General features: G+C 64.1%; 13 protein-coding genes. All 13 read right to left on the bottom strand.

Annotated elements, in window-relative coordinates; all coding sequences use genetic code 11:
• Positions 1-51 precede the first annotated feature (51 nt).
• Entirely contained in the window at positions 52-1,851 is a 1,800-nt protein-coding gene (locus FZ033_RS01050; protein ID WP_149574331.1) for a hypothetical protein, read from the bottom strand.
• A 60-nt stretch (positions 1,852-1,911) separates the two neighbouring features.
• Complete coding sequence (locus FZ033_RS01045) at positions 1,912-2,928, bottom strand: DUF4424 family protein (RefSeq protein WP_188079230.1); 1,017 nt, start codon at positions 2,926-2,928, stop codon at positions 1,912-1,914.
• 358 nt (positions 2,929-3,286) lie between these two features.
• Complete coding sequence (locus FZ033_RS01040; protein WP_149574329.1) at positions 3,287-4,717, bottom strand: tetratricopeptide repeat protein; 1,431 nt, start codon at positions 4,715-4,717, stop codon at positions 3,287-3,289.
• A gap of 21 nt (positions 4,718-4,738) precedes the next feature.
• Entirely contained in the window at positions 4,739-5,653 is a 915-nt protein-coding gene (locus FZ033_RS01035; RefSeq protein WP_188079229.1) for a lysozyme family protein, read from the bottom strand.
• Between the two features lies 1 nt (position 5,654).
• Positions 5,655-6,059: a tetratricopeptide repeat protein gene (locus FZ033_RS01030; protein ID WP_149574327.1), complete on the bottom strand. Its 405-nt coding sequence runs from the start codon at positions 6,057-6,059 to the stop codon at positions 5,655-5,657.
• Positions 6,060-6,086: 27 nt separating this feature from the next.
• Positions 6,087-6,602, bottom strand: coding sequence for a hypothetical protein (locus tag FZ033_RS01025; RefSeq protein WP_149574326.1), 516 nt, complete (start codon positions 6,600-6,602; stop codon positions 6,087-6,089).
• A 96-nt stretch (positions 6,603-6,698) separates the two neighbouring features.
• Entirely contained in the window at positions 6,699-9,431 is a 2,733-nt protein-coding gene (tssH, locus tag FZ033_RS01020; protein ID WP_149574325.1) for a type VI secretion system ATPase TssH, read from the bottom strand.
• Between the two features lie 21 nt (positions 9,432-9,452).
• On the bottom strand, positions 9,453-10,487 hold the full coding sequence (gene tssG, locus FZ033_RS01015; protein ID WP_149574324.1) for a type VI secretion system baseplate subunit TssG: 1,035 nt from the start codon (positions 10,485-10,487) through the stop codon (positions 9,453-9,455).
• A complete protein-coding gene (gene tssF / locus FZ033_RS01010) occupies positions 10,484-12,448 on the bottom strand; it encodes a type VI secretion system baseplate subunit TssF (protein WP_149574323.1) in 1,965 nt (654 codons plus the stop codon). Before tssF ends, tssG begins: the two co-directional genes overlap by 4 nt.
• Positions 12,449-12,455: 7 nt before the next feature.
• Positions 12,456-12,962, bottom strand: a complete 507-nt coding sequence (gene tssE / locus FZ033_RS01005) for a type VI secretion system baseplate subunit TssE (RefSeq protein WP_149574322.1) — start codon at positions 12,960-12,962, stop codon at positions 12,456-12,458.
• A gap of 346 nt (positions 12,963-13,308) precedes the next feature.
• Complete coding sequence (locus tag FZ033_RS01000; protein WP_188079228.1) at positions 13,309-13,803, bottom strand: Hcp family type VI secretion system effector; 495 nt, start codon at positions 13,801-13,803, stop codon at positions 13,309-13,311.
• A 288-nt stretch (positions 13,804-14,091) separates the two neighbouring features.
• Positions 14,092-15,579, bottom strand: a complete 1,488-nt coding sequence (gene tssC / locus FZ033_RS00995) for a type VI secretion system contractile sheath large subunit (RefSeq protein ID WP_149574320.1) — start codon at positions 15,577-15,579, stop codon at positions 14,092-14,094.
• Positions 15,576-16,109, bottom strand: a complete 534-nt coding sequence (tssB, locus tag FZ033_RS00990; protein ID WP_149574645.1) for a type VI secretion system contractile sheath small subunit — start codon at positions 16,107-16,109, stop codon at positions 15,576-15,578. The genes tssC and tssB overlap by 4 nt, the downstream gene beginning before the upstream one ends.
• Between the last annotated feature and the right edge of the window lie 166 nt (positions 16,110-16,275).

The following is a 16,275-nucleotide window of genomic DNA, read 5'->3' as shown; positions in this document are numbered from 1 at the left end:
CCGCCCGGGTCCCTCCGGCATCCCGTCCGGCGGTACGGCGGCGTGTGATGCTCAATCGGTCAAGGCCGGATACCGCACAGGCTGGTAGCCTCGGGCCAGCAGAACCGAAAGAGGATAGATATTGCGGCACACCCGCCCGTTGCAGCCTCCCGTCGCGGCCTCTAGCACCTCCACCTTGCGGTCCGGCGTGAACTGCACGAACAGCATGACGTGGGACCCCGGCTTGTTCAGCGCGTCGCCTGGCCTCAGGTCCCACGGATTGTCGAGACGGCGGGTGATACCGGGAATGTCGGCTGTGGTGTAGTGGCGCGACAGGCCCCAGGCGGCGCTGACGAATGCCGAGCAGTCGACCCCGATCGTGTCGCGGCGCGGATCCTCCCGCGTGCACCAATTACCTGCGAGCGTTCCGGAATCGACCCTGCGCTTGAACTGGGTGAGGCTGCCGAAGCAGCCCCAGCAATAGGGGACCCCGCGAACCTCTTGGCCCACCTTGCCTTGGAGATAAGCCGGGCGCCGTACCCGGCCGTCGAAGCCGAGGCATGACTTGTCGTGTTCCGGCCCGTAATTCGCCGATGTCACTTGCCACTTCAGGCCCTCAAAGGCCAAGCCGATCTGGATGACACCAAGCCGGGAATTGGGCCGTATGGCGGTGATGAAGCCGGGTTCGGGCAGACCCGTTGGATCGATGGCGGCCGTGCGGACAGGAGGCGGCTCGAGCACCTGCCCCTTGGGCTTGCGGGCGGTGAGATCGAGGATGGCCACGCCAGTTGCGTCGGATTTGAGGAACAGGACCTTGCCGTCGGGCGTTATGGTGACGAAGCGGCGAGTGCTGGTTTGGTCCGGCGCCACCGGGGGGTCATAGATTACCTCGAGCCTCCCCCTCGGGGAATAGCGCGCCACGAATAGGGCCGCCCGTCCGCCGGCCTTGGCGGGCACGTTCTCTGTGAAGACAAACACGTTGCCGGAGCGGTCAACCTCGAGCACCTCCACCAGGCCGAGCTTGTCGACGACGCGGACCCTGAAGCGCGTCACTTGCAGAGGATCGGCTTCCGGGCGGATCTCGACCACGGCGCTCTTGCCGTCCGGCTGTGGCAGGATGTCTGCGGTCAGGGATCCGGCGGCTCGGGCAGCGAGAACTTGGCGGACCGGGACGTCGAGATGCTCGAGTGACAGGCTGCGGCCGGCGGCGTTGACCACCTCGGCGTCGCTGGACGGGGTCTGCGAGCCCATCTGGGCGAAGGCGGAACGTGCCACGTCGTCCGCGTCCCCTACCGCCCGCGCCTCCAGCACCGGTATGTCGCCGGAGCGGCCGGTCTCCTTCGGGTCCAGGGCGTAGGGCCGTCCGTCCCAGACGTAGAGCCGGTCCTTCAGGGCGATGAGGTCGCTTGGGACGAGGTTGTCCGGCAGCTTTCGGACCTCCGGGACGCGACCGGGCACGGCGGCCTCTATGCTGAGGATGCGCCCGTTCACTTGGTCCAGGAGATAGAGCTTGCCGCTGCCGTCCGCATAGAGGGCCGAGGGGCCGGTGGGTTCGGCATCCGCCGCACCGGGCACAGCACCGACCGCTTTCTGCCCGCTGCCCACCGGGAAACGCACAAGAATCTTGTCTTGAACTTTGCCCTGAGCCGACGCCCCCGGTGGGGCCGCGAGAAGCAAGCCTACGGTAACAAGAAAAGCGCCGAGGCCGACGGCGTGGCGCGGATGACCAGCCTGTTGCGGGCGCGCTTTCCTCCCATGCCTCCCCCGTGCGCCGTCATGTGCCTTGGTCTCGGCCGGGGCAGGGCAGGACGCGATATCGGTGCCGATGGAAACGGAGAACCGCTCCGACCGGCGCGTCCATTCCCCCGTCATCCCGGAAATCGGTGGACGCCACCGTGGCACTCTATGCTCTGCTTTGCCGAACGCCATGGCTCACCGCGCCGGGCCGGGCCGCTCCCCGCCCACGCGTTCCTGTACCGCCTGGTCCCGGTCGGGATGGAGGAACAAGATCTCGAGGTCGGAGGTCGGCGTGAAATCCATGGCCTCGAACACCGAGACGGTGGGCGAGGCCGGCACCAGGAGGCCGGGTGCGCACACCGCCATCACCGTATCGGCGGACGGCTTTTCGATGGTGAGGCGGAAGCGGCCGATGGGGCCAGCCCAGTTGGCCCCGGTGCGCAGCACATATTCGACGGACGCACGCCGCAAGGCGCCGGCCGGCGCAGCGGTGGTGCGGAGCTGGTCCAGCGCCGCGGCCTGCAGGCAGTGGCGTCGCGCCAGGGTCTCGCCTGTCGCTGGGTCGGCGGCGGCGGTGAGGAGGCCAGAGCCCGACACCGGCACATAATGGTGCTGCACCTTCACCACGCCCTTGGCGGGAAAGGTCTGCTGCCAGAAGAAGGTGGTGGCGACGTCCCACTGAACAGAGAGCGGTTCGTCGTCGGACCATACGGCGAGGCCATGGCTGACGTAGAAGGCGCGCTTGTCCTTCGGCACACGGGCGAGAGCGGTCCGAGCTTTGTGCTGCACATAGGGATTGAGGGGGATGCCGTCCGCCTTCAGCCGGTCGGTGATGTCGATGCCGAGGATGGAGGCGCGCTGTTCCACGTCGGGCGTGACGGTCTTGCCGTCTACCTGCACGGTGAAACCCACGAAGTTCAGCGGATCACCCTCGCGCGGCAGGGCATCGGCGATGTCGGGATCGCCGGCCCGGAGCATGGGCAAAGGGAAGGCCACGAGGGTGGTTATGGGCGTGTCGCCGGTATTCTCGAAGGCATAGGCGATGTCGATCCCCGCCACCGAGATCTTCAGGTCCTCGGACTTCATGGTGATGCCCGAATTCACCGTGAGCTGGAGCCCTCCGGCGCCCAGTTCCGCGGTGCTGTCATTGGCGCGCGCGTTGGTCCCGAACGCGGCTGCGAGGAGCAGGAGGCTGACGCCAGCGAAGCGCACGGATGCCACTGGCGCTGCGGTGCGCCGGTGCTCAGGTAAAACCAATAAGCGAAGCGGACGCACAGCCGTCTCCGGATCGATCTCCAACGCTCGTGGGCATGACGGCGAACAAAGCCTCGCGGCGGAAACAGCGGCGCGGCGGGAATGGGCCGCGCCGGCGTGGCCACCATGAAGCATCGCCACCGGATCCTCGTGGTCCGGCGCCGCCAAGCTTGCGAGAGCCTCTTGCCGATCTCCAACGAAGACATCGGCAACTTCATCCCTATCATGGAGGCCCTATCCAGCGGGAGGGTTCAACATTTTTGGCAGGTGAACGCCTGCCACGGCGTCCCGCACCGCGCCGGGCAAGGTCGCCGCGTCACGCCTCCGCCGGGCGGCGGCAGGCCACGAGGAAGCCGTCCACTGGCATGGCGCCTTCCTTGCGCAGCTCCTCCTTGCGCATCAGCTCCACGTGGAGGCCGACGGTGTCGGCGACCGCGCGCACGTGGGCGGCCGTGTGGGCATAGCGACCGTGGCCGGGATGGAGCCGGAAGGCGGGGGCATCCGGTGTCGCGTCATCCGGCGCTTCCAGCGCCTCGACAGTGAAGATGAGTCGTCCGCCGGGGCGCAGCGCCGTGGCGGCGGCGGTGAGCACGAAGGCCAAGTCGCCAAAATAGCAGAGCGTGTCGGCGCAGGCGATGAGGTCGTAGGCTAAGGGCCGGCCTTCCATGCCGGCGGTGATCTCCGCCTTGTCGAGGCGATCATAGAGGCCGCGCGCGGCCGCCTTCTCCAGCATCCCGGCGGAAAGGTCCATGCCGTCGAGCCGCGTCGCGTAGGGCTTCAGCAGCGGCGCGCACAGGCCGGTGCCGCAGCCGGCGTCGAGGATGGCAAGACCGCCATCGGGCGCGGGCAGGAGGTCGGCCACCGCCGCGCCCACCAGCGCCGGGGCGCGGTAATCGAGCCGCCCGAGGGCCGCCTCGAACGTCTCGGCGAAGCGGTCGAACACCTCTTCCACATAGGCGTCGTCGGCGCGCGCGGGAGCGTCCTCGCCGGTGAGAGCGGCGAGGTGGTGGCGGGCGGCGGGATCCTCCGGCGCCTCTGCCAGCCAGCGCCGCGCCACGGCGACGGCCTCGTCCCGGCGCCCGGTCTCCACCAGGGCATAGACCAGGAGCTTGTAGGCCACCCCCTCGCCATTACCGGATGCCAGTTGCTCCCAGAAATTGGCGGCCGCTTCCCTGAGCCGGCCCTGCCGGGTGAGCACCTCGCCCAGGTTGAGGCGGGCGCCGGAGAAGGTGGGCTCCAGCGCCACCGCCCGGGCGAGGTGCGCCTCGGCGGCCGCAAGGTCGCCCCGGGCCAGCGCGATGGCGCCCAGATTGTTGAGCGCTTCGGGGAAATCGGGGCGCACGGCGAGGGCGCGGTGGTAGTGGTCCTCGGCGGCAGCGATGTCGCCTTTGATGCGCATGAGCAGGCCGAGATTGCTCAGCGCCTCCGGATGGGCGTGGGCGTGGGCGAGGCATTGCCGGTAGGCCTCGGCGGCCTCAGCGGTGCGCTCCTCGCGCATGAGCAGGTTGCCGAGATTATTCCAGGCGCCGGCATTGGCGGGGGCAAGCGCCACCGACCGGCGCACCAACGCGATGCCACCCACCGTATCCCCCTGCCGCACCTTCAGGATGCCGGCGAAATGGAGTGCGTCCGGATGGTCCGGAAAGTGCTCCAGCACCTGCGCGAACACGTTCGCCGCACCGTCCAGCTTGCCGGCGCGCAGGAAGGTGACGCCGAGGGCGATGGCGTCGGAGGGGGTGGTTTCCACGTTATCAGATCAACTTTTTCATCACGGCAACCTCAGCGGAAGGGATGCCTCTTTCATGGGGCGGGGCTCGGAGACATGTACTTCCGATGTGGCCAGGATCTGCTCGTATTGCTGGGCGATCTCGGCAATTTCGGCATTGTGATCCCGGCCATTCACAATAGCCCTCGCCCCCACATAATCCGTGTGCGTCGCGGTGAAGAATTGCGACATCCTCTTTCCGTTCGCAAAGCCGCTCCCGGTGGTCATTCCCTGAGCCATCAAGCTATATGCAACGTCGTAATCCTCGGCAGATTCGGGATCAAATAACAGGTCCAGCCCCCTGCCGATTTGAAAGCCCTGTTTTGCATAATTATACCACCACGTCAGCTGGACGAGCCCCCTTCCGTAATAAGCATGTTCGGCACCATCATCATCTTTATATGTCTCACATATTTTAAATGCACCATTGATAATATAATCCCTCTTCTTTCCGCTATTGTCGGCGTGCGCGCCTTTTGTGAGCGATGAATAGGACCCGTCTTTCTTGACAATGAATTGATCGCCGTCTTGCTCCGTCACCCGCGCGGTTCCATCGCCAAGCGCCTTTACCTTCACCGTCAACGAATAGAGTCGCCCCCGGCCCTTATCCAACTCGCCGACAGGTGTAAACGCCGAGTACAGGTATTTTGTCTTCGGCTTCCCGTCCTTCACCACGACGACTTTATGCCGCACCCGGGTTTCCCAGTGAGCGGTGGCGAGCATATATGCCATCTGGCGCTTATCTGTAATTCTTGCGTCAGACACCATTTTGTTTAGCATTCTGACTGCATTCGAGGCGGCATCCGCGTCCAGGCCTCGCCCCTTGAAGGCAGACCTGAACTCAGATGAAAATTTATGCACGTCAAAAGCTCGACTATTTGGCATTATTATGTATAAATTCTTCCGAGTTTCGCTCATCTCATCGCTCCGTTGCAGCATCGATGCCGCCGGCCACCTGCATGAGCAGGCCCAGATTGGCCAGCGCCTCGGGATAGGCCGGGGCGTGGGCGAGGCATTCCCGATAGGCCTCGGCCGCCTCCTGGGTTCGGTCCTCCCGCATCAGCAGGTTGCCGAGATTGTTCCAGGCGCCGGCATTGTCCGGCCGCATCGCCACGGCGCGCCGCACCATGGCGATGCCCCCCGCCCCATCCCCCTGCCGCGCCTTCAGGATGCCGGCGAAGTGCAGGGCATCGGGATGATCGGGAAAATGCTCCAGAACCTGGGCAAACACGTTTGCCGCCCCGTCCAGCTTGCCGGCGCGCAGGAAGGTGACGCCGAGGGCGATGGCTTCGGCGGGGGTGGAGGGGGTAAGCGGCTTCAACATTTATTTAACCGCAAATTGTGATAATTTTTAAGGCATTCTTTTTATTTCTTTTTTACATACTAAGTTGCTATAATCTGGAATAAATCGGCGTATCTCCATGATTTTGGCGCTATTTTCCTTCAGAAAAAGATGATACGTCGCCTCCTGAACAGCCGAACAACTATTGCCAACCTCAATCAAATTCAGCATCGCTAGACCCCACATCAAAGCCAGGAGAGGCGGATACCCACCACCACCCTTGAAATCTATAAGTTTTTTTACAGATAAAATGAATTCAAGTATAGAAATAGCACACTTTATATCATCATCGTTCGAATATTTCGCCATTTTTCCTAATTTTATCGCCATAAATTCTCCAAAAACTTTTGGATTTGAAGGGTCTTTTGACATTGCATATGGTATATATTCATACATCATTTCTATGGAATTTATAATATTTGATCTAAGCTGCTCTTGTACGCCATTTTTTATCATGTACTCGTCTAGTTTAGATGTTAAAAACTTCAGCCCCAATTCTGATCCAGCCTCCACAGGCGCACTCATTTCTGCCTCCATCTGTTGTGTAGATTAATTTTAATACCTATTAAAATCCATTTAAAGACGATTTCAATATTTAATACTTCTACATATACGCTATATCTATCTTATTGCGCCGGGTAATAATCCCACCCCATACACAAACCCACCCTCGCCCATCCCCACCGTCGCCTCCCGCACCTCGCCGCCCTCCATCGCCGCCTTCAGGAACTCCCGCGAAAGCGCCGGCAGAAGCGTGTTGGTGATGATGTTGTCGATCATGCGCCCACCGGAATCCGGGTCGTTGCACTGGGCGACGATATGGTCCACCACCGCGTCGTCATAGGCGAAGGCCGCCTTGTGGTTGTCGCGGATGCGCTTGCCGATTCGGTCGAGCTGCAGGCGAACGATCCCGCCCAGCATCTGCGGCGACAGCGGGTAATAGGGGATCGCCACGAGGCGGCCGATCAGCGCCGGCGGGAAAACCTTCAGAAGCTCGGGCCGCAGTGCCGCCGCCAGCGCCTCGGCGTCCGGCAGGTGCTCCGGGTTGCGCGCCAGGTCCATGATGAGGTCGGTCCCCACGTTGGAGGTGAGGATGATCAGTGTGTTCTTGAAGTCGATGCGCCGTCCGTTGCCGTCCTCCATGATGCCCTTGTCGAACGCCTGGAAGAACAGCTCATGTACGTCCGGGTGGGCCTTCTCCACCTCGTCCAGCAGCACCACGGAATAAGGCTTGCGGCGCACCGCCTCGGTGAGGCGCCCGCCCTCACCATAGCCCACATAGCCGGGGGGCGCACCCTTCAGGGAGGACACCGTGTGCGCCTCCTGGAACTCGCTCATGTTGATGGTGATGATGTTGGTTTCCCCGCCATAGAGCGCTTCCGCCAGCGCCAGCGCCGTCTCGGTCTTGCCGACGCCGGACGGGCCGCACAGCAGGAACACGCCGATGGGCTTGTTGGGATTGTCGAGCTTGGCCCGGCTGGTCTCGATGCGCTTGGCGATCATGGCGAGGCCGTGGCTCTGGCCGACCACGCGCCGGTTCAGGATCTCCGGCAGGGCGAGCACATTCTCGATCTCGTTCTTCATCATCCGGCCCACCGGGACGCCGGTCCAGTCCGAGATGACGGAGGCCACCGCCTGGGCATCCACATACGCGTGAATCATGCGCTTCTCGGTGGGGATGGCCTGAAGCTCCGCTGCCTTGGCGTCGAGCGCGGCCCGCGCCGCGTCGATGGCGCCCGGCGCCGCCTCCACCGGCTCGCCGGAGGGATCACCGGCGCGGTCGGTGGTTGCCGGAGCAGGCGGGTTCTCGGCTTCGTGGAGTTGGCCGCGCAGGGTGGCAACCTCCTCCACCAGCGCCTTCTCCGCAGCCCATTCGGCCTCCAGCGCCGCGATGGCGTCCTGAAGGCGCGCGGTCTCGGCGTCGATCTCCTCAACCCGCGCTACGCTGTCGATGCCGAGATCCCGGTCAGCGACGAGGGCCGCCTTCTCCTTCGCCAGCGCCTCCAGCATGACCCGCGCATCGGCGATGGCAGCGGGCGTGGTGGACTGGCTGATGGCGACGCGCGCGCAGGCCGTGTCCAGAAGGCTCACCGCCTTGTCGGGCAATTGGCGGGCCGGCACATAGCGCAGGGACAGGTCGACCGCCGCCACCACGGCAGCGTCGGAGATGCGCACCTTGTGGTGCTTCTCCATGGGGCCGATGACGCCGCGTAGCATGCGCGCGCAGCGCAGCGCATCCGGCTCGTCCACCTGCACCGGCTGGAACCGGCGGGTGAGCGCTGGGTCCTTCTCGATATATTGCCGGTATTCCGACCAAGTGGTGGCGGCCACCGTGCGCAGGGTGCCTCGCGCTAGCGCCGGCTTCATGAGGTTCGCCGCGTCGCCCGTGCCCGCCGCGCCGCCGGCGCCGATGAGGGTGTGCGCCTCGTCGATGAACAGGATGATGGGCGTGGGCGAGGCCTGCACCTCGTCGATCACCGAGCGCAGGCGCTGCTCGAACTCGCCCTTCATGGAGGCGCCGGCCTGCATCAGCCCGATGTCGAGGGCGACCAGGCGCACGCCCCTGAGTGGCGGCGGCACGTCGCCGCTGGCGATGCGCTGGGCGAGGCCTTCGGCGATAGCGGTCTTGCCCACGCCGGCCTCGCCGGTGAGGATCGGATTGTTCTGCCGCCGCCGCAGCAGCACGTCGATCACCAGGCGGATCTCCTCGTCGCGGCCGAGCACCGGGTCCATGCCGCCTTGGGCCGCCTTCGCGGTGAGATCCTGGGAGAAACGGTCGAGGGCGGTTTGCGCGCGAGCAGCCGTGCTGCCCGCCGCCGCGGAAGCGTTCGCATTCGCCGCGACGAGACCCGAACCGTCCATGGGCCGGAGCGTCTCTTCCTCTGAGCCGGCCCAAAGGGCGCGGTGCTCGGCGGCCACCGTGTCCGGATTGAGCTTGCCCAATTCCGGCGAGAGCGCCACCAGTTCGCGCCTGAGCTCCTTTGATTTCAGCGCCCCGACCAGGACATGGCCGGTGCGGATCTGGGTTTCGCCGAAGGCCAGCGTCGCATAGTGCCAGCCGCGGTCGAGGACGTCGGAAATGGCGTCGGAGACCCCCGGCATCTCGGTCTCGTTGCGCCGGAAGCCGTCCACGGTCCGGCCAATGTCGGCGATGATGCGGGGCCGGTCCAACTTGCTGCGGTCGAGGGTCAAGGTCAGGTCCACGGCGTCCTTCTGCAGGAGGTGGAACAGCCAGTGCGCCAGCTCGAGCTTGCGGTTGCCCGCGCTCTTGGCGTGGCGCAAGGCCTGGAAGAAGGCCTCGTAGCCGACGCGATTGAGTTTTCCGGCAATGGCTTCGAGGCTGATGTCCGCCATCTTGGTCACCTGGTGATTTCGTTATGCGGACGGTGCGCCGGACGGGATGTCCCGCCCCGCCCGCACCCGTTCCGCGAGATTGAAATGGGCGTCTGCCCGTTCGGCGCCGGCGTCAGCTTCGTCCGGGCGGGGCGCCAGCCAGGAGGTCCAGCCGAGCAGGCCTGCGCGGCCGAGGCGCGCCGTAGGAATGTCTCGCGTGCGGATCACCAGTTCGAGATCCCAGTCCATGGTCTCGCCGAGATAGAACAGCACAAGATCCGCCAGGGGCAGTGCGAGATCGCCCCGGGGCAGCAGCCGCTCATATTCCGCAAGGTTCCGGGTGCGGATCACGATGCGGATCTTGTCGGAAACGGTGAACACGTTTGATCCCAGCATGGCGTCGTCGCCGAGAGTGGCATTGGCCTGGCCGAGCCGGGTACGGTCAGCCCTGTCCATGGTGAGTCGCGCACCCACGAATTCCTCGACCCGGGCGTCGAGCCCGAGCCCGCCGGCTATGAGGAATTCCAGTCGCACGGCGGACTTGGCCGCCGGTCCTATCAGGCCGGCATGGGCGAGCTTCTGCGCATCCGGTACGGCATCGAGGCCACGATAGTGCGGCCGGCCGAGGCCGATCATGGAGCCGATGTAGTCCGCGAACCGGTCGTCGTCCGGCCGCTCGTGCTGGGCGATGGGCCGCGCGTCCGCCCAGGCCCGGAAGAACAGGGTAAGAAAGCGATGGTTGAGGATGTCGAGAAAGCGCGGAAACGCCTCGTCGCGCATTTCGACCCAGCTGAGCGCCTCGGCGGTGGTTGCCAGCGGCAGAGCGCCCTGCGGCCCCATAAGGCCGAGGAAGCGCACCAGAATGTGGAAGTTTCCCGCGGCGTCCCGCTGGACCCGATCGAGGTTGGAGGCGGGGAAATCCAGGTAGGGGTTTTGCCCCAGCCGGACGAAGTCGTCCCGCAGCGTGGCACTGCGGCCGATGCGCGGACGCCCGGCATGGACCCGCTCAAGCCGCCGCAGCACAGTGAAGAAATCGAACCGCCAAGGTTCGGCAATCAGATCGTCGGTCCAGCTCACAGGGGCCTCCTATAGCCGAGGCGAACGGGCCAGCGCATGATTTCGCCGCGCTCCACCGAGACGATCACAGTCTGTGTGAAGGTGTTGACGCTCACGTATTCGGCGAAGAAGCGGTCGAGCACAGCCCCCAGCAGGAATGCGCCCGAACCCTCAAACGCCTTTTCATCAAGGGTGACAAGGATTTCGAGACCGCGCGCGACGCCGACGCCCGTTTCCCGTCGCACCCGCCGCACGACGGGTCGGCTGTCGAGGGCGCGCACGCCGTCGATGCGGCGCTCCACCGTGGGGTCCCGCAGGCTGGCGAACAGAGCCAGGATCTCGCGCAGCGACTGGGCATTGTGCCCCGCGCCACGATCCAGCAGGCCCAGATGGTTGAGGCTCAACATGTTGATGAGCCGCCAGGTGACGGATCCGGTGGAGGCGGTTTCGGAACGCAGCCGCATATAGCTTGCCACCGGCTCGCTGGGCGGCGTCGGCCCGGCGACGCAGCGCAGTGGTAGGCGAACGTCCTCCAGCAGCTGAAAATCAGCGCCGCCAGTGCCCACCGGTAGGGACTCGGTGAGATGTCGGTTGGAGCACAGCGCCTTGAGGCTCAGCTCGAACACGCCCGGATCCTGGTCGAGGTCGCCAGTATCGATCAGGCTCAGGAACATTTCTGTGCCAGTATAGTCCGACGCGCGGCCATGCCGCCGCTCCTGCGACGAGCGGCGGCGGGGCAGACGGCGGATGGTATAGAATAGTTTCCCCGCGGGCGCGCTCGGATCGCGCGGCGCCGAATAAAGCGGAAGCACGGGCACCTTGTCGGCATGGCCAGGAAAATAGGCGAACACGTCTAGTAACCGGTGGGGCTCAAGATCGAGCGGGCGGCTGCGGTCGGGGACCACCTGATATTCGTGCTGGTTGCTCTTGACGGGAATTCGGTCGGTAGTCTTCTCGAACAAATTGATCGCCGGCGCCGCATAAAGACAGAACATCTCGCGGCTCACGGCCGCAGCCAGCCGCAGGCTGCTCTCAGAAAATAGAATGAAGATGTCGAACGATTTCGCGTTGATGCGCGATATCACCCTGTCGATCCGCTCAAGGCGGAAGCTGAGATATTTCCGGGGGAAGAGAAAATAGTCCTTCAGCAGGCTGAAGCCATGGAAGACCCGATTGTCGGATGGTGCCAGCGTCTCATGGTCGCCAAGGCCCAGCTGAGTGAGGCTCGCGGCTTCGGCTTCGATCACGACGGGATCGCCGAAGGCATCCAGATAACGCACGAACACGCGACGACGATGCGCGAACATCTGCTCGTAGAGAGCCGCGGCGTCGCCCTCCGCGCCGGCGAGATAGACGGGAAGGTCGCGCAGGCGGCAGGCGGCTGCGTGGAACGGCGGCTTCCGGCTGGCGTCGGCATCGCTCACCTCGTCCTCGGGCCGCGCCGCCATGCGGGTGGTGAAGCTGAGCCGCAGCCCGGCCCGGTCGCCCGTAACGGCCGGCAGGCCGAGCGCGTGGAGGGGGCCGGTGGCGGCGTGATACTCCGCACCAACGAGTTCCAGGGGCCAGAGGGTAATGTCGCTGCGCAGGGCATAGCGACAGGCGATGCGCCGGTCGCGCTCGACGAAGGTGGCGTCGAGATAGGCGCCGGCGTTGATCCGCCGCCCTTCGGTGAGGGCCGGGTCGCCGTAGAGCGGATCGACCGCCACGATCATGGCCGACGGGTGCGGCGCGAGAAAGCCGGGCACCAACTGCTCGAGGAGGTTTGACGTAAACTCGGGAAATTCGTGGTTGAGCTTCAGCTGCACCCGCGCGGCGAGGAAGGCTGCCCCCTGCAGCAGGCCGAGGATGGCTGGATCGGACGGGTCGTTGATCAGCCCCCCGAGGCGGTCGGCGATGCCCGGATATTCCTCTGCGAACTCCCTGGCCTGCTCCTTGAGCAGCCTCAGTTCTTGATCATATTGCTCGAGGAATTCGCGATCCATGTCGCAGCTACACCGGGTTTACGAGTATTTTTCCACTATCGAGCGCGATGTCGGCCACGAACTCGACTTCGATGTTCTGTTCGTTGAGGATCATTTCGGCGGTAATCAAAAACCTTATTTTCAGCTCATGCTTCTCCACGCTCGGGTCCCAGCGGACGTCGAGCGTCCGCGCCAGGATGCGGGGCTCGAAGCAGGCGAGCGCGGTCTCGATCTCGTCCACCACGTCGACGAGCCCCTCCTCGTCGATGGTCCGATGGACGATGTCGGGGATGCCGAAATTGAGGATCGAGCGCGGCACCTCGTCCAGTCCGGCCAAGTTCTGGGTGGACCCGAGATTGATCGTATTCAGCATGGTTTCCACATCACGGACCACTTCGGCGCGCAGCACCGTCTCGTTGACGCTGGCCCGGGCTGCTGCGCGGCGCCCGGCAATCACGCGCAACCCCGATTCGTCGCGCTCATCCAGCACCTGTCGGGCGTCCCGCGCGACGAAGGCCGCACGGAAGGCGTGCATCAGGGGCTGCCCCAGGCGCAAGGAATCACGTGGCCGTCTCATGGGTCAATACCTCAACGGCGAGAGGGGGCGCCGGTACTCAATCCCCTGTGTGCTGTCCCGGCCGGGTACCACCGCCCCGGACGCCGCAGCCATCCGGAAGGCGGCTCGGGAGCAGGCTGTCGACCGCGGATGAGGTTCTTCCGCGGTCGAGCGCTCGGGTGATGAGCACAGGAGCCAAGGTGTAAGACGACGCACGACGGTGTCGCCGCGCGCTGCCATCACGGCATGCCTGCTGTCCCCGGTCGGGTGTGTTGGTCCCCTTGCTTCCGTGTCGTGCGCGCGCCGCAAGCCGTCCATGGCGTCGTCAGACCTCTTTGTTCTCCTTGCAGTTCCAGCCGTAATCGTTGCCGTCGCCAGCTGCGCCGGTGTCCTTCTGTGATTTGTAATAAGCTTTGTATTCGGAGAAGCTGAATTGGACGTTTTCCGTGAATACGCCGCCGCCGCCGCCGCCGCCAAAATTGATCGACGTGACGAAGACTTCTTTGAACTCGATTTTATAATAGACCATGGCCTTCCCATCGCCGCCGGTCTTCGGAAGCTCGAAAATGCCCTTGCTGAAATGTTTGCCCTTGAGCAGGAACTGGGCGAGCGGCGTACTCGAGAGATCCACCTGCTTGGTAAAGCTGAAGTTGTGGACGTGCCCTTTCGTGGCTCCGGAGCCGCTGCCCGCATGAGGGTTGCTCGGATTGTCCAGCCCCCAGCTCCACGCCAGAACATCGATCCACTCCTTGTGGTCGGAATCGAGGGATTCCCCCTTCAGGCCTTCGATTTTCAGAAAGCCACAAACTTCCGCTGCCATAGATCGCCTCCATTGTCCCAACCTGCGGCACCGATAAGCCTCATCAGCCAGCCGCGCCATAATCCGGCGGCGCCCCTCTCGGGCCGCCCAAGCCTTGCCTGACCACCTGGCAGGCAAGGATGCCCGCCCAAGTCCCTTTTTGATCGGTGCTGACGCTCCTAGCGCCGGCCAGAGGCGAGCGAAAGCTCAGTACCGCCCCAGTGCCGTCCGAACTCGATGCCTGCGGCTTCCGTTCGCGGCGCCCCGCCAAGTGCGGCACCCCATTGCGCCGCCGCGTTGCCCCGCGCCTCAGCTCGGAGGACGCAGCCGGGACACGAGGCTCAGGCCGATATCCATGCCTTCCAACTGGAAGTGCGGACGCAGATGAAAGCTCGCCCGGTAATAGCCGGGATTTTCCTCGTCGGCCTGCACTGTCACCCGGGCGGCCGACAGTGGCTTGCGCGCTTTCTGCATTTCCGACGAGATTTCGGGATTGGGATCCACATAAAGGGTGATCCATTGCTGAAGCCACCGCTCCAGCTGATCGCGCTCCATGGTGGAACCGATCTTGTCCCGCACCATGCACTTCAGATAGTGGGCGAAGCGGGACACTGCGAACATGTAGGGCAACCGCGACGACATGTTATCCGACGCCGTCATGTCCGGATCATCGTATTTGTGCGGGCGATAGACCGACTGCGCTCCGATAAAGGCCGCCTTGTCCGTATTCTTGCGGTGGATAAGCGGAATAAGTCCGGACTTCGCCAGTTCCGCCTCGCGCCGGTCGCTGATGGCAATCTCGGTGGGACATTTCAGGTCGACGCCGCCGTCGTCGGTCGGGAAGGCATGGGCCGGCAGGTTGATGACCGCGCCTCCGGATTCGACGCCGCGGATGCGGGTGCACCAGCCCCATTCCTTGAAGGCGCGATTGATGTTCACGCCCATGGTATAGGCCGCGTTCATCCAGGCATAATTGCGCCCGTTGTGGCCGTCCGTCTCTTCCTCGAACGCAAACTCCTCCACCGGCTCGGTCTTCGCCCCGTAGGGGACGCGAGCGAGAACCCGGGGCATGCACAGGCCGAAATAGCGCGCGTCGATGGAGTCTCGTAGGCTCTTCCAGGCCGCATACGCCGGAGTGTCGAAGACCTTGGACAGGTCGCGCGGATTGCTGAGCTCAGTCCAGCTGTCCATTCCGAGCAGGGTTGGTTCCGCCGCCGCGAACAGCGGGGCGTGGGCCGCCGACGCGATGCGGGAGAGATCACGCATCAACTGCACGTCGACGGGCAGGTGATTGAAGGTATAGTCGCAGATGAGACAGCCGTAAGGCTCCCCGCCCAGCTGGCCGAACTCCTGTTCATAGACCTTCTTGAACAGGGGGCTCTGGTCCCATTTTGCTCCGGGGTAGGCGCGCAGATCGCGGTAGAGCTCCATCTTCGAGACGTTCATGACGCGGATCTTGAGGTCTGCGTCCGTCTCCGAATTGGTGACAAGATAATGCAGCCCCCGCCAGGCACTTTCGATCTGCTGGAACGGCGGTGCATGCAGGATCTCGTTCACCTGCTCGGTTAGCTTGCGGTCGATGCGGGCGATGATCTCCTCGATCGTGTCGAGGACGTCTTCCCGGATCACGCTCTGATCCTGCAAGGCCACGGTCACCAGAGTGGAAACCGCGTTTTCCACCTCCGTTGCGTCGCGTTCGGTCCTGGGCTTGAAGCTCTGCTTGAGCAGGGCCTCGAATTCCCCGACCACCGCCTCGGAGGCGGGTACGGTCTGTTCCTGGCGGGCCTCGACGCTCATTGCCCCAGCTCCTTCGCCTCTTCACCGGTCCCGCCCGCGGCGGGGCGCTCGCTGAGGGCGCGCATCAGATCCTTGTCCGACAAGAGTTTCTTCAAGGCGTCCTCGGCCGAAACCTTGCCGTCCATGTAGCGCAGCAGGTTGGCGAGCTGCGTGCGCGCCTCCAGCAGCTTGGCGAGGGCGGGAACCTGACGCGCCACCTGCGCTGGGCTGAAATCTTCCATCTTGCTGAAGGTGAGCTTCACCGATAGCTGGTCGCCCGGGGCGTCCGTCAGCCTGTTGTCGACGCGGAAGGCGACGGCCGGCTGGATAGCCGCCATGCGTTTCTCGAAATTGTCCATGTCGATGTCGAGGAAATTGCGCTCCGCGAGTTCCGGCTTCCCCACCTCGGAGGCATTCCCGGACAGGTCCGCCATCACGCCCATCACGAAGGGAAGCTCCACGAGCCTGTTGGCGTCGTACGGATCCTCATAGGTGATGTGAACGCGCGGCTTACGGTTGCGGGAAATGAACTTTTGGCCACTGTCTGACACCGTCGAGCCCCCATCAACATGTGCGAGGTGAGATGGTAAACAAGATGTGGAGTATTGCAAGCGCTACGGGATGCACCACAATTGCATTATACGCTTCTTGCGTGCGGTGATGCCGCAAAGCACGAGATGAATAACAACTATATTGTAGGCGTTCAATTAATTTTTA

Origin of the sequence: Xanthobacter oligotrophicus (genome assembly GCF_008364685.1) — a bacterium.
Lineage (GTDB): Bacteria > Pseudomonadota > Alphaproteobacteria > Rhizobiales > Xanthobacteraceae > Xanthobacter > Xanthobacter oligotrophicus.
This window is presented reverse-complemented; position numbering and strand designations above follow the sequence as displayed.

What these genes read in the sequence shown, in the direction of transcription:
- FZ033_RS01050 (WP_149574331.1), bottom strand. Translation starts at nt 1,851, where the DNA reads ATGACGGGGGAATGGACGCGCCGGTCGGAGCGGTTCTCCGTTTCCATC.
- FZ033_RS01035 (WP_188079229.1), bottom strand. Translation starts at nt 5,653, where the DNA reads ATGAGCGAAACTCGGAAGAATTTATACATAATAATGCCAAATAGTCGA.
- FZ033_RS01030 (WP_149574327.1), bottom strand. Translation starts at nt 6,059, where the DNA reads ATGTTGAAGCCGCTTACCCCCTCCACCCCCGCCGAAGCCATCGCCCTC.
- FZ033_RS01025 (WP_149574326.1), bottom strand. Translation starts at nt 6,602, where the DNA reads ATGAGTGCGCCTGTGGAGGCTGGATCAGAATTGGGGCTGAAGTTTTTA.
- tssH (WP_149574325.1), bottom strand. Translation starts at nt 9,431, where the DNA reads ATGGCGGACATCAGCCTCGAAGCCATTGCCGGAAAACTCAATCGCGTC.
- tssF (WP_149574323.1), bottom strand. Translation starts at nt 12,448, where the DNA reads ATGGATCGCGAATTCCTCGAGCAATATGATCAAGAACTGAGGCTGCTC.
- tssE (WP_149574322.1), bottom strand. Translation starts at nt 12,962, where the DNA reads ATGCACGCCTTCCGTGCGGCCTTCGTCGCGCGGGACGCCCGACAGGTG.
- FZ033_RS01000 (WP_188079228.1), bottom strand. Translation starts at nt 13,803, where the DNA reads ATGGCAGCGGAAGTTTGTGGCTTTCTGAAAATCGAAGGCCTGAAGGGG.
- tssC (WP_149574320.1), bottom strand. Translation starts at nt 15,579, where the DNA reads ATGAGCGTCGAGGCCCGCCAGGAACAGACCGTACCCGCCTCCGAGGCG.